We start from the raw sequence: 14,013 nt of genomic DNA on the forward strand, positions 1-14,013 counted from the left end.
CGACATGAATCTTCACCTGATCATCGGCGACAAACTCTATTCCTCCTGGTCGCTGCGCGCCGCCCTGGCGCTTGAGCTGGCCGGCGCGACTTACACCGAAGAACTGATCAAGCTGAACCAGCCCGATACCCGCGAGCTGATTCTCAAGCATTCGCCGACCGGCAAAGTCCCTTTGCTGAAGACCGAGCACGGCACCATTGCCGACTCCCTGGCGATTGCCGAATACCTGGTCGAGCGTTTTCCCGAAGCCGAGCTCTGGCCGCGGGATGTGGCCGCCCGTGCCCAGGCCCGCTCCGCCTGCGCGCAGATGCACAGTGGCTTTTTCGGCTTGCGCGGTAATCTGCCGTTCGACCTGAGCCGCGATGCCGCGCTTTCACCCATGCCGCCCGAGGCCCAGGCCGATATCGAGCGGATGCTGGCTTTATGGGCGGAATGTCGCGCGGTCGCGACCGAGCCAGGGCCTTTCCTGTTTGGCCGGGTCAGCCTGGCGGACGCCTTTTTTGCGCCAGTCGCCGTGCGCCTGCGTACCTATCGGGTGGCGCTGCCGGCTGTCGATGCCGCCTATGTTGAAACGATCTATCAATGGCCAGCCTTCAAGGCCTGGCAGAAAGCCGGTTTAGAGGAAGCAGTGCGGTGAAACGAGTACATGTGGCGGCGGCCGTTATCCGTGATGCCGACGGCAGGATCCTGATTGCCCGACGTGCCGATACCCAGCATCAGGGTGGCCTCTGGGAGTTTCCCGGCGGCAAGGTTGAAGCGGACGAGGCGGTGGAAGCGGCGTTGACCCGTGAGCTGCAGGAGGAACTGGGCATTGTGGTGTCCCAGGCGCGGCCTTTGATCAAGGTGCAGCACGATTATCCGGACAAGCAGGTGTTGCTGGATGTCTGGGAGGTGTGCGCCTTTACCGGCGAACCCCATGGCGCCGAGGGCCAGCCTTTGGTCTGGATCACGGCCCGTGAGCTGGAGGACTACGAGTTCCCGGCGGCCAACCAGCCGATCGTGGCGGCGGCGCGCTTGCCGAGTGACTACCTGATCACCCCGGAAGGCCTGGAAACACCGGCGCTGTTGCGGGGCATGCAGAAGGCCATTGCCGGTGGCAGCAAGTTGATCCAGCTACGCGCGCCCAACGGCTACGACCCGCAATACCGCGACCTGGCGGTGGATGCGGTCGGCCTGTGTGCGGGCAAGGCGCAATTGATGCTCAAGGGGCCGTTCGAATGGCTGGGGGATTTCCCCTCGGCGGGCTGGCATATCACCTCGGCGCAGCTGCGCAAATACGCCAGCGCCGGGCGTCCCTTTGGCAAGGAGCGTTGGCTGGCAGCGTCTTGCCATAATGCTGAAGAGTTGTCCTTGGCGCAGCAGATGGATGTGGACTTCGTGACGCTGTCGCCGGTCCAGCCGACCCAGACCCACCCTGAGGCGCAGCCACTGGGTTGGGAGCAGGCCGCCCGACTGATCAGCGGTTTCAACAAGCCGGTGTACCTGCTGGGCGGTGTCGGTCCGGATCAGCGCGAGCAGGCCTGGCAGGCCGGTGCGCAAGGGGTGGCGGGGATTCGCGCGTTCTGGCCCTGAGGCCATTCACCCGCCAGTTCGCTCCTGCATAAGTTGCAGGAGCGGGCTTGCTCGCGACCGGCGGAGAAAAACGCCCGCTATTCGGGTTTGGCCGCCGCCTGCCAGAGAATCTCGGCAATCCCCTGGCGCTTGGCAATCAGGCGCGCCGCCACGAACAGCAGGTCGGACAGGCGATTGATGTAGGCCAGGCCGACCCCCTCCAGCGGTTCCATGGCATTCAGATGCTGGCAGCGTCGCTCGGCACTGCGCGCCAGGCTGCGACAGACATGGGCTTGGGCAATCAAGGCCGAACCGCCCGGCAAGATGAAATTCTCCAGTGGCCCCAACTCTTCGTTCCAGGCATCGATGGCCGCTTCCAGGCGTTCGACTTCCGCGGTATTGAGTGCCTGATAAACCGGCATGGCCAACTCGCCACCCAGGTCGAAGAGGCGGTGCTGGCAAGGCGCCAGGACGTCGATCAGCTCTTGCAAGCCGGGATGCTCTAGACGCTGTTCCGCCAGCCCGGCCAAGAGCAGCCCCAGCTGGCTATTCAGCGTATCGACTTCGCCGATGGCCTCGACCCGCGGATGGTCCTTGGGAACCCGGCGCCCGTCACCCAGCCCGGTTTCGCCTTTGTCGCCGGTGCGGGTGTAAATCTTCGACAAGCGAAAGCCCATGCTTACCTCTCCAGTGGGGGATGTTCCAGTGGTGGCGGCTGACTGCCCGCCAATGGCAAACGCAAGGTGAAGCAAGTGCCCTGGCCCTGCGTCGACTGCACTTCCATCTGGCCTTTGTGATTGTTGGTGATGATGAAGTAAGAGACCGAAAGCCCAAGGCCGGTGCCCTGGCCGATTTCCTTGGTGGTGAAGAACGGCTCGAAGGTGCGTTTGCGCACGTTTTCGCTCATGCCGATGCCGTTGTCCTCGACCTGGATTTCCGCCCAGGGCGGGTTCAGCCGGGTGCGCAGGATAATGCGCCCGGGTTCGCTGTCATCCACGCGCTGGTGAATGGCCTGGGCGGCGTTTTTCAGCAGGTTGAGCAGGACTTGCTCCAGTTCGTTGGCGGTACCGGGCACCGGCCCCAGTTGTGGGTCGAACTGGCGGATGATGGCCTGGCCCTTGAAGTCGAAGCCTATGGCCAGGTCGAAGTCGTTGCCGGCAATCTCCACGGCCTGGTCGATCAACGCCGGCAGGTCACAAGGCGCCATCTGCCGGTTGCTGCGTCGGCTGAAGCTGAGCATATGGGTCACGATCTTCGCCGCCCGGGCTCCGGCCTGCTGAATGCCATCGAGCAGTTGCGGCACTTCGCGGCTCTGCAGGTAACGGTTGACGGTTTCCAGCTCGATGCCGATCTGCTCGGCATGTTCCTGATTCTTCGCCAGCTCGGGGGACAGGCGCCGACGAATGTTCTGCACGTTGTGCAGGATGGCCCCCAGCGGGTTGTTGATTTCGTGAGCCATGCCGGCGGCCAGGCCGCCCACGGAGAGCATTTTTTCCGACTGCACCATCATTTCTTCCAGGGACAGGCGCTGGGTGATGTCGTCGATCCGGATCACCACGCCGCGCCCGGCACCGCCCATCAGCGGGTAGAAGGTCAGGGCGTAATGCCGGGCTTCGTCGTCCTTGACCCAGGTGACCCGCTCGACCTTGGTGACCGTATGTTGCTCCACGGTTTCCTTGAGTTGCGGCAGGAACGGCTTGAGCGGTTCGAAGGCGAGGAAGATCGGCTGATTCAACGCTTCGTCCAGGCGGGTGCCGGAGAGGGCGCTGGCCTCCTGGTTCCATTGGGTGACATAGAGCTGCTCGTCGAGGGCGATCAGCGCCGAGGGCATCGAGTCGATGATGCTGTTGAGGTAGTTCTGAAAGCCGGTGAGTTTCTTTTCGATCTTGCTGCGCACCTGGACTTCCAGCTCCAGCTTGCGGTTGGTATGGCGGGTTTCCTCGGCCAACCCCTGGGCCTGGTCATAGGCCGCCTGGGAGTCGTCGCGGGCCCGCTTGAGTTGCTGTTCTCGCGCTTCGATGCGCGACAGCATGGTGTTGAAGGCCTCGGCCAGGCTGCCGATTTCATCGTGGTTGCCACGGGCGGCGCGCAGGGAATAGTTTTCCTCGCGTGTCACCTGCCGGGACAGTTCTTCCAGCTGATGGATGGGTTGGGTGATCAGCCGTTTGATCTGTCGGGCAATGATCAGCCACAGCAGTACGCTGAAGATCAGGATGCCCAGGCTCGCGGTCAGGGTGCCGGTGTAGAAGGCCATCGGCAGCTCACTGCTGGCCACCAGCAACAGGTGGCCGGGGGGCTGGCCGGCGCGGGGCAGGGTGATGATCTGGTTGCTGCGAAATTCGGTCAGTTGCCAGGCTTCGATATGCCGATAGCGTTCCGGCAGGTTCAGGCGTTCGCCATGTTGCAACTGGGCCAGGCGAGTGCCCTTGCCGTCATAGATCGCTGCGGCGCGCAGGGGAGAGTAGCTGTTGAGTTCGTTGAGCAGCTTCTCGGCGTTTTGTGGCGAGTCCAGCGCCTGTGCGGCCAGGGTCGGGTTGGATACCAGTCGGCCGATGGTCTGCAAGGCTTGCGGCGCCATGCTTTCCTGAGAGATCCAGTAGGCGGCGCTGATAAAGGTCAGGTTGGCGACCAGCAGTACGGTAATCAGCAGGACGAGCAAGGCGGCCAGCAGTTTTTGGCCGACCGGCAGGTTTTCAAGGCGCTGGCGCAATGGCATCGGGGACGTCGCTAGAGAGGAACACGTGGGCAGCGTAGCCGCTGCTCAGTCGCTGGGCAATCCGCGCTGTTGCAGGTGTTCCACCAATAGCCGGCGCAGGCGGCCGAGGTTGGGCAGATGCAGCTGGTGCCTGGCGGCAACGTCGCAGGCATGCCCCAATAAGTAGCTGATTTCGGTCCTGCGCCGGCTGGCGACGTCCTGGTACATGGAGGAGTAGTTGGCGGCGGTCGCCTGGATCACCCGCTCCACTTCCTGCTGCAGGTTCTCGGCCGCGGCGGGCTGGCCGCAACGTTCCAGCAGTTCGCTCAGCTCGACGCACAGCATCGCCACTTCGCAATGGTGCTGCAGCAGGCCGCCGTTGCGGCAGTCGTGCAGGACCGTCAGGGGGTTGATCGCGCAGTTGAGCGCCAGCTTGCGCCAGAGGCGGGTCAGGATATCCGCGCTCCATTCATGGGGGATGCCGCTGGCGCTCAGGTCGTCGAGCCAGAAGGGCGCGGTGGGGTGGCTGGCGTCCCCCAGCCAGGTGTAGCCATGACCGGCGAACACCACGCGCCAGTCGCCATCGCGAAAGGCGCCTTCGGTGCTCGAGGCATAAATGCAGCGGGCCTGCGGCACTTGGGCGGCCACGGCGTCCTGGCTGCCCAGGCCGTTCTGCAGCAGGACCAGTTCGGCATCCGGCGTCAGGCGCGAGACCAGCTGGCTGACGGCCTGTTGCGCGTCATAGGCCTTGCAGGCTACCAGCAGACGAGTGATGGGCTCAGGGCTGTCGACCGTCTCGCCGGGAATGGCATGAAAACTGGTCTGCCCTTGTTCCACCAGCGTCAGCCCACCCGCGGCCTGGTAGGCCTGCAGGCGGGACTGATCACGCAGGATCAGGCGTACCGGCAAGCCGGCCCGGGCCAGGCGTGTCGCCCACAGGGTGCCGAGGCTGCCCGCGCCCAGAATGTGCCAGGTAGTCGACATCAGCGTGGTGCTCGGTTTGGCAGGCGCATGCGAGGCTCGCAGTGAAGGAGGGGAAAGACCCGTTATAATGAGCCCGGATTTTAACCGCAAACCGGGCGTGCTCCATCTTTATCGAGCTGCGCCCCTTTTTTTATTGGAGAAATGACATGCCGTCGTTCGACGTGGTATCCGAACTGGACAAACACGAAGTCACCAACGCCGTGGAAAACGCCGTCAAGGAGCTGGACCGCCGCTATGACTTGAAGGGCAAGGGCAGCTTCGAGTTCAAGGAAAAGGAACTCACCGTCAACCTGACCGCTGAAGCCGAATTCCAGCTGGAAGCGATGATCGAGATCCTCAAGCTGGCCCTGGTCAAGCGCAAGATCGATGTGCAGTGCCTTGAGGTCAAGGACGCTTACGCTTCGGGCAAGGTGATGAAGCAGGAAGCCACCCTCAAGGAAGGCATCGACAAAGAGCTGGCGAAAAAGATCGTTGCCCACATCAAGGACGCCAAGCTGAAGGTCCAGGCTGCGATCCAGGGCGAGCAGGTACGGGTGACCGGCAAGAAGCGCGACGATCTGCAGGAAGCCATCGCCGCCCTGCGGGCGAAAGAGTTCGGCATGCCGCTGCAGTTCAACAACTTCCGCGACTGATGGGATTTTTCGGGAACCTCGCGAGTTTATTGGCGTCCGAGGCCCGAGTAGTGGGCAGAAACGATTAAGCCTTTATAAAGAAAGCTACTCGTTCTGCCCTTGTTTTTTGTGTGCCCGGCAGCCGGGAATCAGGAGAGATAGATGGATTTGAATGCTGAAGTGGACAACCTGGTCAAGGCTTCCCAAGCCTGGATTCCGATGATCATGGAATACGGCAGTCGGGTACTGCTGGCCGTCATCACGCTGGCCATCGGCTGGTGGCTGATCAACAGCCTGACGCAAAAAGTCGGCAAGCTGCTGGCGCTGCGTAATGCCGACCAGGCCCTGCAGGGTTTTATCAGCAGCCTGGCGAACGTCATTCTCAAGGTGCTGCTGGTTGTCAGCGTGGCCTCGATGATCGGTGTCGAAACCACTTCGTTCGTTGCCGCGATCGGTGCGGCGGGCCTGGCCATCGGCCTGGCCTTGCAAGGCAGCCTGGCCAACTTCGCCGGTGGCGTGCTGATCCTGCTGTTCCGTCCTTTCCGCATCGGCGACGTGATCGAAGCCCAAGGCATCAGCGGCACGGTCGACAGCATCCAGATCTTCCATACGGTGCTGCGTACCGGTGACAACAAGACCGTCATCGTACCTAACGGCAACCTGTCCAACGGCATCATCACCAACCACAACCGCCAGCTGACCCGCAAAGTGATCTTCGATGTCGGCGTGAACTACGAGGCTGACCTGCAAAAGGCCCGTGAGGTTCTGCTGGACCTGGCCAAGGACGAGCGTGTGCTGGCCGATCCGGAGCCGGTGGCGGTGGTTTCCATGCTGGGTGACAGCGCCATTACTCTTTCCTTGCGAGTCTGGGTGAAAACCGCGGACTACTGGGATGTGATGTTCCGCTTCAACGAGTTGTCCCGTGATCGCTTGAAGGAAGCGGGTATTGATATTCCGTTTCCACAACGAGTGATTCGTGTGGTTCAGGAAGCGGCTGTTTGAGTAAGTAACGGGGATAGGGATTAAAAGTCTGATCGAGTGGTCAGGCTTTTAACGCGGTGCTCGCTGGAGGGTATTTGAAACCTGGCTGTAACAATAAGCTGTCGACAACCGGAGCTTCAGCGAGCCGCCAGCCCTAATAAAAAGGCCCATCGAATGATGGGCCTTTTTTATTACTTGCGAAGTAACCGCTATTACAAGATCGACAGTGGGTAGTCGACGATCAGGCGGAACTCTTTGATATCGCCTTCACCCTGGTCGCTGTTAGCGAAGTGCCAAGCTTGGCGCACGCGGAAGGAGAGATCTTTTGCCGGGCCAGACTGAACAACGTACTTGGCTTCGAAGTTGGTCTCGTTGTGTTTGCCATCGGCACCGTAAATCGGATCGCCGTTGCTTTTACGGTACACGCTGTTGTCAGCCAGACCGGTGCCGTCGATGTCCCAGCCTTTGACATAACGGGTCATGAAGCTCAGACCAGGAACGCCGTACTCGGCCATTTTCAGATCGTAACGGATCTGTGCGGACTTCTCGTTCGGGCCGTTGAAGTCAGAGTACTGGATGGAGTTGGCGAGGAAGATCGAGTCGCCGCCACGGTTGGCACCGCGCCGGGAGGAGTCGTGACCACCTACACCGATGTAGTCGAATGGAGTATCACCATTGACCTTCTGGAAAGCGACGGTAATGGTGTGTGCTTTCAGGAACGAGAAAGCAGCTGCCAGGGAGAACGTGGTGTTGCTGATGTCACCAGCCTTGGCGCTGCCAGCATCGGTGGTGCGGTAGATGTTACCGTCCAGGTTCAGCGACTGATCGCCACCCATCGGGATGGTGTAGTTCAGGTTGGCGTAGTACTGGTTCCAGATGTCTTCCAGCTTGGCACCGTAGAGCGATGCACTCAGGTTGTCGGTGATGCCGTACTTGCCACCGAAGTAGTCGATGCTGTTGGATGCTACGCCGGCATAGTTAGCATACAAGTTGCCGTTACGGGCGTTGGAGTCCTGGCTGGTGGCCGAATAGAAGTGACCACCTTCCAGATCAAGGTTTTTGATCTCGCTGCTCTGCAGTTGGAAACCGCTGGCAGTTTGAGGAAGGATCCGGGAACCGCCGACCGCGAAGACCGGGGAGGTGCTTGGCTGCATGTCGCCAGCTTTCAACTCGGTTTTGGATATGCGGAATTTGACCGCAGCGCCTGCTTTGCCCTGGCTGTTGTTGACGTCGCCATCGGAGTCGCGGCTCATGTTGCCGGTCCCGCCAGTGCCGTCGCCGCCGTCCAGTTTGATCGCCAGGTAACCGAACGCATCGACGCCGACGCCTACGGTGCCCTGGGTGTAACCAGAACTGAAGTTACCCCAGATACCCTGGGTCCAGTCTTTCTGATCGTTGCTGTGGTCTTTGTTGTCACGGTTGAAGTAATAGTTACGCAGCAGTACGTCGAACTTAGCGTCTTCAACAAAGCCCTTGGCTTCAGATTGGTCACTTACAAAAGGTGCGGCCGTAGCCACTTGAGTACTGGCGGCTGCTGCAACTGCCAGTGCGATCATGCTCCACTTCATCACGCGCATCGTGATTTGCTCCTTTGGTTTTTAGAAGAGTACTGCCGTCCCACCTGTTTTATTATCTGGGCGGCTCTTTCTTTTTGTGTCGGCGCAAACTTATATCACGCCGACAATGTTGGCGATACTTGCGTATCAGTCCTTTCAGCTTCTTTACGACCCTGTCGCAAAATGCTCGATCAATGTCGCAAATCCGCAGTCCGCATGTACCCGGACTGACAACTTCAGCGCTGTTTTCGAAGGCTTGAACCTGGAACAAAAAGAACTTTGGTCAAGCAGTCAAATCTCCATGGGGCAGCCTTGCCACTATTGTTATTAGTCACAGGAGAGGCCTTTTTCCGGTGGCTTCTCCTGGGACAATGTGGGTGTGAATGCAACAAGCGTGCACAAAACGCAAAGGCACCGAGTTTTTTTCGGTGATAGCCCTTCTGGCTGTAAAAACCGCATAAAACAGTGGTTTTAAGGTCGTTTTGTTTGGGCTTGACGTTCCCTGTTCTCCTGGTGTTGATCCCTGAAAAAAACGCATGTCATTCCAAAACGTTACCGGTTCACCCTGCTGAGTGAGTAGATGGCGGATGGTTAACGCACTGAGCGTAGACGCACTGTGAGGTTTTGGTGCAAAAGTTTCTTGATGCAGCTCAATCATAATCCGGCGTCGGGCACTGGAAGAATGCGCAGGGAAGGGGCTATTTCGCGGTTTTCTCCCTGTTTTTTATGAGCTTCGTTCTGTCATGGTGCAGCCCGCTGGAAAATGTTCCAGGCTGGGGCGCTCTGACGCGTGGCATCGAGGATGGATGTTGAGGCGGGATCTGCGCAGCAGAGCAATGAACGCAAGAGCTTTCGCAGGTATGCTGCCGTTCTGTCGCTTGGCGGGCAGCCGGTCATGGCGTTCGCTAAGCTGAAACTTGATGAGCTGAGCGGGAGTACGCGCGGTGTTCGCTTTAGATCCACGACTTCAACAAGACACACTGCCCATTGGGGATTTCCCCCTTTGTCGGCTGCTGTTGTCCAACGATTCCAATTACCCGTGGTTCATCCTGGTTCCGCGCCGGGAAGATATCAGTGAGTTGTTTCAATTGGATGACGCGGACCAGCAGCAACTATGGCGAGAAACCACGGCGCTGGCGGAGTTGCTTAAAGACTCGTTCGATGCGGACAAGTTGAATGTGGCGACTCTGGGTAATGTCGTCAGCCAGTTGCACATGCACGTTATCGTTCGCAAGCGCGACGATGCGGCCTGGCCTGCTCCGGTATGGGGCAAGCTGCCTGCCAAGCCCTATGCCGCCGAACAGGTGGCTGCGATTCGTGAGCGGTTACGACTGGTCCTGACCGATGATTTCAAGTTTCTGGAGGGCTGAGTCATGAACCTGGAAGAGCGGGTAACCGATCTGGAAAGCCGATTGGCTTTTCAGGATGACACCATTCAAGCCCTGAACGACGTGCTGGTAGGGCAGCAGCGGGTGGTCGAACGTCTGCAATTGCAAATGGCCGCCTTGCTCAAGCGACAAGAGGAAATGGTGGGGCAGTTCGAATCATTCGAAGAAGAGGCTCCGCCGCCACATTACTGAGCATCGGGCGACCGGACGTTCAGGCAATAAAAAACCGCGAGCAGCATGGCTGCGTCGCGGTTTTTTTTGGAGCGTGAATCAGCGCCGCGGCAACGCCGCAATCACGTCTTCGGCTTGCAGGCCCTTGTCACGATTCATGACGGAGAACTCCACGCGCTGGCCTTCCACCAGGACGCGGTGACCTTCGCCACGGATGGCGCGGAAGTGCACGAAGATATCATCGCCGGAGTCGCGAGAGATGAAGCCGAAACCCTTCGAAGTGTTGAACCACTTGACGGTGCCGGTATCGCGATTGCTCATGTCGTAGGTTTGCGACGTATTGGTCGAGGGGGACGATTTATAGAAGCTGACGGCCAGGTGCAGAAGAACGGCGATCGCCGCGGTCAGCAGGCTGAACAGCACAGCCGGTTGACCTGCGATAACCGGCATTGGTGCCAGCAGGGTCAAGGTCTGCAAGACCACCGCCAGCACCAGGAGCGCGCTGACCAGGTTTTGCAGTTGGTGACGCGGGCCTTTGTTCCAGTAGGGGATAACCGGAGCCAGTGTCAGGTTGAGCAGGCCGAAAAAGGCCAGGTAAAGAGCATCGGGTTGTTGCAGGAAGGGAACGGCTTCAGATCGCAGGCTAGGGATAAAGGACAGCAGCAAGGCTGCTGCGCCCGTTAGCAGGTGGACGATTTTCAACATTTTAATGAACTCACGTTAAGACGGATCACAAGGAAGAGCTGAGCGTGCACGGTTCGCTTCTGAACAATGGGAGGCGGTGAGCACGTGCGCGGGATCAGCCTATGCGCTGAGGCCGAGAAATAGGCAACAACGACACGGCCTCTATTTAACAGCAAAGCCCAGGCCTTCTCAAATCAGGCGCTGTGGCCGGGAGGAGGGAGAAAACCCTGGTTGTCCTAAGGGAATACCGGACTATCGGGCAAAGCCTTGTTCTAGAGAGCCAGCGCCCAAAAAAGTGGAACGGCGGCTTTCCAGGCGGGTCACAACCGGCGTGGACCTTCTTGCAGGTACTGGCCGCCCGCTTGGTGGGCAATTTGTCGCAGTGCCTCGGGCAATCCCGGGCTGCGGGTGCAGGGCAGTCTTGCTAGAGTGGTCCGGTACCTGACCTGTTGAATTCAATGTACTAACGGAGATAGACATGGCAATCGATATCGGTATCAGCGCAGAAGATCGCAAATCCATCGTGGAGGGGCTCTCTCGCCTGCTTTCAGATACTTATGTGCTTTATCTGAAGACCCATAATTTCCACTGGAACGTCACGGGGCCGCAGTTCCGCACGCTGCATCTGATGTTCGAGGAGCAGTACAACGAACTGGCGCTGGCGGTGGACCTGATTGCCGAGCGTATCCGCGCCCTGGGGTTCCCGGCGCCAGGTGCCTATTCCATCTACGCACGTCTTTCTTCGATCAAGGAAGAAGAGGGTGTGCCAAGCGCCGATGAGATGATCAAGCAACTGGTGGCGGGGCAGGAAGCTGTGACCCGCACTGCCCGTGGCATTTTCCCGATCATCGACAAGGTCAGCGACGAACCCACCGCAGACTTGCTGACCCAGCGGATGCAGGTGCATGAGAAAACCGCGTGGATGCTGCGCTCGCTGCTGAGCGAGCAATAGTCCCGCAGACCGAATGGCGCCGTTATCGGCGCCATTTGCTTTTATGGGCGTGACTTGTCGTCCGATCATGGCTGTTCGTCCTCAGGCCCGATGAGTGGGGTATGGCAGCGGGGCGCTGGCTTTGTTTCGGCGGGCGGTGGTCTATCGGCGCCGTCATACGGCTGCACAGGGTCGATTTAATGGATATAATCCCGCCCTTTGCTATATAACCCGGGCCTCGGCACGGGTTAAGCCAGACGTTAAGTACGCCGAGACGCTCTCATGCCCATGTACGACTACCAATGTGCTTCCTGTGGTCATCAGCTGGAAGCCATTCAAAAGATCAGCGCGCCTGCGTTGGTCGATTGCCCTGCCTGCCAGGCGCCCGAGCTGAAAAAAATGCTGTCCATGCCAGGTTTCCGCCTCAGCGGTTCGGGCTGGTATGAGACCGACTTCAAAACCGGCGCCAAGAAGAACCTGGCCGGTGGCGACAAAGCTGATTAAGTTGAACGACACGCGCGAGCTCTTGCATTATCCGGTACCCCGAGGTGCGCAAGGCCTCCCATCGAATTTCGAATTACGAGAAGTGAAACCACTACCATGATGCGCAGCCATTATTGCGGCCAACTGAACGAAAGCCTGGAAGGTCAGGAAGTTACCCTTTGCGGATGGGTCCACCGTCGTCGCGACCATGGCGGGGTGATCTTCCTCGATATCCGTGATCGTGAAGGTCTGGCCCAGGTGGTGTTCGACCCGGACCGCGCTGAAACCTTCGCCGCCGCCGACCGCGTGCGCAGCGAATACGTGGTCAAGATCACCGGCAAGGTGCGCCTGCGTCCGGCCGGTGCCGGCAACGCCAACATGGCTTCGGGCATGATCGAAGTCCTGGGTTACGAGCTGGAAGTGCTGAACGAAGCGGAAACCCCACCGTTCCCGCTCAACGAATACTCCGACGTGGGCGAAGAAACCCGCCTGCGCTATCGCTTCATCGACCTGCGCCGTCCGGAAATGGCCGAGAAGCTGCGTCTGCGCTCGCGCATGACCACCAGCATCCGTCGCTACCTGGACGAGAACGGTTTCCTCGATGTCGAAACCCCGATCCTGACCCGTGCCACCCCTGAAGGCGCGCGTGACTATCTGGTGCCGAGCCGTACCCACGCCGGCAGCTTCTTCGCCCTGCCGCAGTCGCCACAGCTGTTCAAGCAGCTGCTGATGGTCGCCGGCTTCGACCGCTACTACCAGATCGCCAAATGCTTCCGCGACGAAGACCTGCGTGCCGATCGTCAGCCTGAGTTCACTCAGATCGACATCGAAACCAGCTTCCTCGATGAAAAAGACATCATGGGCCTGACCGAAGGCATGATCCGCAACCTGTTCAAGGAAGTGCTGGATCTGGAATTCGGCGAATTCCCCCACATGACCTTTGAAGAAGCCATGCGTCGCTACGGTTCCGACAAGCCGGACCTGCGTAACCCGCTGGAACTGGTGGACGTTGCCGACCAGCTCAAGGACGTGGAATTCAAGGTGTTCAGCGGTCCGGCCAACGATCCAAAATGCCGTATCGCCGCCTTGCGCGTTCCTGGCGGGGCGAGCATGCCGCGCAAACAGATCGACGATTACACCAAGTTCGTCGGCATCTACGGTGCCAAGGGCCTGGCGTACATCAAGGTCAACGAGCGCGCCAATGGCGTTGACGGTCTGCAGTCACCAATCGTCAAGAACATCCCGGAAGCCAACCTGAATGTGATCCTCGATCGCGTGGGCGCGGTCGACGGCGACATCGTGTTCTTCGGCGCCGACAAGGCCAAGATCGTCAGCGAGGCCCTGGGCGCGCTGCGGATCAAGCTCGGTCACGACCTGAACCTGCTGACCTGCGAATGGGCGCCGATGTGGGTTGTCGATTTCCCGATGTTCGAAGAGAACGACGACGGCAGCTTCACCGCCTTGCACCACCCGTTCACCGCGCCGAAATGCTCGCCGGAAGAACTGGAAGCCAACCCGGCGACCGCCCTGTCGCGTGCCTACGACATGGTGCTCAACGGCACCGAGCTGGGTGGCGGTTCGATCCGTATCCACCGCAAGGAAATGCAACAGGCGGTCTTCCGTCTGCTGGGTATCGATGAAGCGGAGCAGGAAGAGAAGTTCGGCTTCCTGCTGGACGCCCTGAAGTACGGCGCGCCGCCGCACGGTGGCCTGGCGTTCGGCCTGGATCGCCTGGTGATGCTGATGACCGGCGCCCAGTCGATCCGTGAAGTGATCGCCTTCCCGAAAACCCAGAGCGCCGCTTGCGTGATGACCCAGGCTCCTGGCCTGGTCGACGCCAAGGCGCTGCGCGAACTGCACATCCGTTTGCGCGAACAGCCAAAGGCTGAGTAAGGCCGACCTGAAGGCGCATCTTCGGATGCGCCTTTTTCTATTGGGTCGAGATATTTGTTGCCCGCCCGCTGTTAAAGGCGTTGCG

General features: G+C 59.7%; 14 protein-coding genes. 9 read left to right on the top strand and 5 right to left on the bottom strand.

The window, feature by feature from the left end; genetic code table 11:
- Nucleotides 1-4: 4 nt before the first annotated feature.
- Together CRO75_RS08680 and CRO75_RS08685 are read left to right on the top strand one after the other, a co-directional pair.
- Complete coding sequence (locus CRO75_RS08680; protein WP_097135000.1) at nucleotides 5-637, top strand: glutathione S-transferase; 633 nt, start codon at nucleotides 5-7, stop codon at nucleotides 635-637.
- Nucleotides 634-1,572, top strand: coding sequence for a Nudix family hydrolase (locus tag CRO75_RS08685; RefSeq protein WP_097135001.1), 939 nt, complete (start codon nucleotides 634-636; stop codon nucleotides 1,570-1,572). Before CRO75_RS08680 ends, CRO75_RS08685 begins: the two co-directional genes overlap by 4 nt.
- 77 nt (nucleotides 1,573-1,649) lie before the next feature.
- Here the strand turns inward: CRO75_RS08685 and CRO75_RS08690 are convergent, their stop codons facing one another.
- The 3 genes from CRO75_RS08690 to CRO75_RS08700 are packed head-to-tail and all read right to left on the bottom strand — an operon-like array spanning nucleotide 1,650 to nucleotide 5,230.
- Nucleotides 1,650-2,228: a cob(I)yrinic acid a,c-diamide adenosyltransferase gene (locus tag CRO75_RS08690; protein WP_097135002.1), complete on the bottom strand. Its 579-nt coding sequence runs from the start codon at nucleotides 2,226-2,228 to the stop codon at nucleotides 1,650-1,652.
- Between the two features lie 2 nt (nucleotides 2,229-2,230).
- Complete coding sequence (locus CRO75_RS08695) at nucleotides 2,231-4,267, bottom strand: ATP-binding protein (RefSeq protein ID WP_097135003.1); 2,037 nt, start codon at nucleotides 4,265-4,267, stop codon at nucleotides 2,231-2,233.
- Nucleotides 4,268-4,312: 45 nt separating this feature from the next.
- Nucleotides 4,313-5,230, bottom strand: a complete 918-nt coding sequence (locus tag CRO75_RS08700; protein ID WP_097135004.1) for a putative 2-dehydropantoate 2-reductase — start codon at nucleotides 5,228-5,230, stop codon at nucleotides 4,313-4,315.
- A 146-nt stretch (nucleotides 5,231-5,376) separates the two neighbouring features.
- Here CRO75_RS08700 and CRO75_RS08705 point away from each other — a divergent pair, with 146 nt between their 5' ends.
- Nucleotides 5,377-5,862: a YajQ family cyclic di-GMP-binding protein gene (locus CRO75_RS08705; RefSeq protein WP_007931144.1), complete on the top strand. Its 486-nt coding sequence runs from the start codon at nucleotides 5,377-5,379 to the stop codon at nucleotides 5,860-5,862.
- Between the two features lie 141 nt (nucleotides 5,863-6,003).
- Nucleotides 6,004-6,843: a mechanosensitive ion channel family protein gene (locus CRO75_RS08710; protein WP_009045294.1), complete on the top strand. Its 840-nt coding sequence runs from the start codon at nucleotides 6,004-6,006 to the stop codon at nucleotides 6,841-6,843.
- Nucleotides 6,844-7,034: 191 nt separating this feature from the next.
- Here the strand turns inward: CRO75_RS08710 and CRO75_RS08715 are convergent, their stop codons facing one another.
- Nucleotides 7,035-8,399 (bottom strand): OprD family porin, encoded by a 1,365-nt coding sequence (locus tag CRO75_RS08715; RefSeq protein ID WP_053262394.1) that lies wholly within the window; start codon nucleotides 8,397-8,399, stop codon nucleotides 7,035-7,037.
- A gap of 923 nt (nucleotides 8,400-9,322) precedes the next feature.
- Between CRO75_RS08715 and CRO75_RS08720 the strand changes: the two genes are divergently transcribed.
- Both CRO75_RS08720 and CRO75_RS08725 read left to right on the top strand, forming a co-directional pair.
- On the top strand, nucleotides 9,323-9,748 hold the full coding sequence (locus tag CRO75_RS08720) for an HIT domain-containing protein (RefSeq protein ID WP_009045292.1): 426 nt from the start codon (nucleotides 9,323-9,325) through the stop codon (nucleotides 9,746-9,748).
- A gap of 3 nt (nucleotides 9,749-9,751) precedes the next feature.
- A complete protein-coding gene (locus CRO75_RS08725) occupies nucleotides 9,752-9,958 on the top strand; it encodes a SlyX family protein (RefSeq protein ID WP_007931136.1) in 207 nt (68 codons plus the stop codon).
- A gap of 78 nt (nucleotides 9,959-10,036) precedes the next feature.
- Here the strand turns inward: CRO75_RS08725 and CRO75_RS33520 are convergent, their stop codons facing one another.
- The gene (locus tag CRO75_RS33520) at nucleotides 10,037-10,642 is read right to left on the bottom strand and encodes a cold-shock protein (protein ID WP_009045290.1); all 606 of its coding nucleotides are present in this window, start codon (nucleotides 10,640-10,642) and stop codon (nucleotides 10,037-10,039) included.
- Nucleotides 10,643-11,099: 457 nt separating this feature from the next.
- Here CRO75_RS33520 and CRO75_RS08735 point away from each other — a divergent pair, with 457 nt between their 5' ends.
- The 3 genes from CRO75_RS08735 (at nucleotide 11,100) to aspS (ending at nucleotide 13,928) form a co-directional block, all read left to right on the top strand.
- Nucleotides 11,100-11,573 (top strand): Dps family protein, encoded by a 474-nt coding sequence (locus CRO75_RS08735; protein WP_009045289.1) that lies wholly within the window; start codon nucleotides 11,100-11,102, stop codon nucleotides 11,571-11,573.
- A 261-nt stretch (nucleotides 11,574-11,834) separates the two neighbouring features.
- Nucleotides 11,835-12,056, top strand: a complete 222-nt coding sequence (locus CRO75_RS08740) for a zinc ribbon domain-containing protein (protein WP_007931131.1) — start codon at nucleotides 11,835-11,837, stop codon at nucleotides 12,054-12,056.
- 96 nt (nucleotides 12,057-12,152) lie between these two features.
- Nucleotides 12,153-13,928 (top strand): aspartate--tRNA ligase, encoded by a 1,776-nt coding sequence (gene aspS, locus CRO75_RS08745; protein WP_092417533.1) that lies wholly within the window; start codon nucleotides 12,153-12,155, stop codon nucleotides 13,926-13,928.
- The last annotated feature ends 85 nt before the right edge of the window (nucleotides 13,929-14,013 follow it).

It is taken from the genome of Pseudomonas sp. LAMO17WK12:I10 (genome assembly GCF_900215185.1).
In the GTDB taxonomy this organism is placed as follows: Bacteria; Pseudomonadota; Gammaproteobacteria; order Pseudomonadales; family Pseudomonadaceae; genus Aquipseudomonas; species Aquipseudomonas chlororaphis.

Bases quoted from the DNA above. Each gene is read 5' to 3' on its own strand.
- CRO75_RS08700 (WP_097135004.1), bottom strand. From the start codon at position 5,230: ATGTCGACTACCTGGCACATTCTGGGCGCGGGCAGCCTCGGCACCCTG.
- CRO75_RS33520 (WP_009045290.1), bottom strand. From the start codon at position 10,642: ATGTTGAAAATCGTCCACCTGCTAACGGGCGCAGCAGCCTTGCTGCTG.
- CRO75_RS08725 (WP_007931136.1), top strand. From the start codon at position 9,752: ATGAACCTGGAAGAGCGGGTAACCGATCTGGAAAGCCGATTGGCTTTT.
- CRO75_RS08695 (WP_097135003.1), bottom strand. From the start codon at position 4,267: ATGCCATTGCGCCAGCGCCTTGAAAACCTGCCGGTCGGCCAAAAACTG.
- aspS (WP_092417533.1), top strand. From the start codon at position 12,153: ATGATGCGCAGCCATTATTGCGGCCAACTGAACGAAAGCCTGGAAGGT.
- CRO75_RS08740 (WP_007931131.1), top strand. From the start codon at position 11,835: ATGCCCATGTACGACTACCAATGTGCTTCCTGTGGTCATCAGCTGGAA.
- CRO75_RS08710 (WP_009045294.1), top strand. From the start codon at position 6,004: ATGGATTTGAATGCTGAAGTGGACAACCTGGTCAAGGCTTCCCAAGCC.
- CRO75_RS08680 (WP_097135000.1), top strand. From the start codon at position 5: ATGAATCTTCACCTGATCATCGGCGACAAACTCTATTCCTCCTGGTCG.
- CRO75_RS08705 (WP_007931144.1), top strand. From the start codon at position 5,377: ATGCCGTCGTTCGACGTGGTATCCGAACTGGACAAACACGAAGTCACC.
- CRO75_RS08735 (WP_009045289.1), top strand. From the start codon at position 11,100: ATGGCAATCGATATCGGTATCAGCGCAGAAGATCGCAAATCCATCGTG.
- CRO75_RS08715 (WP_053262394.1), bottom strand. From the start codon at position 8,399: ATGCGCGTGATGAAGTGGAGCATGATCGCACTGGCAGTTGCAGCAGCC.
- CRO75_RS08690 (WP_097135002.1), bottom strand. From the start codon at position 2,228: ATGGGCTTTCGCTTGTCGAAGATTTACACCCGCACCGGCGACAAAGGC.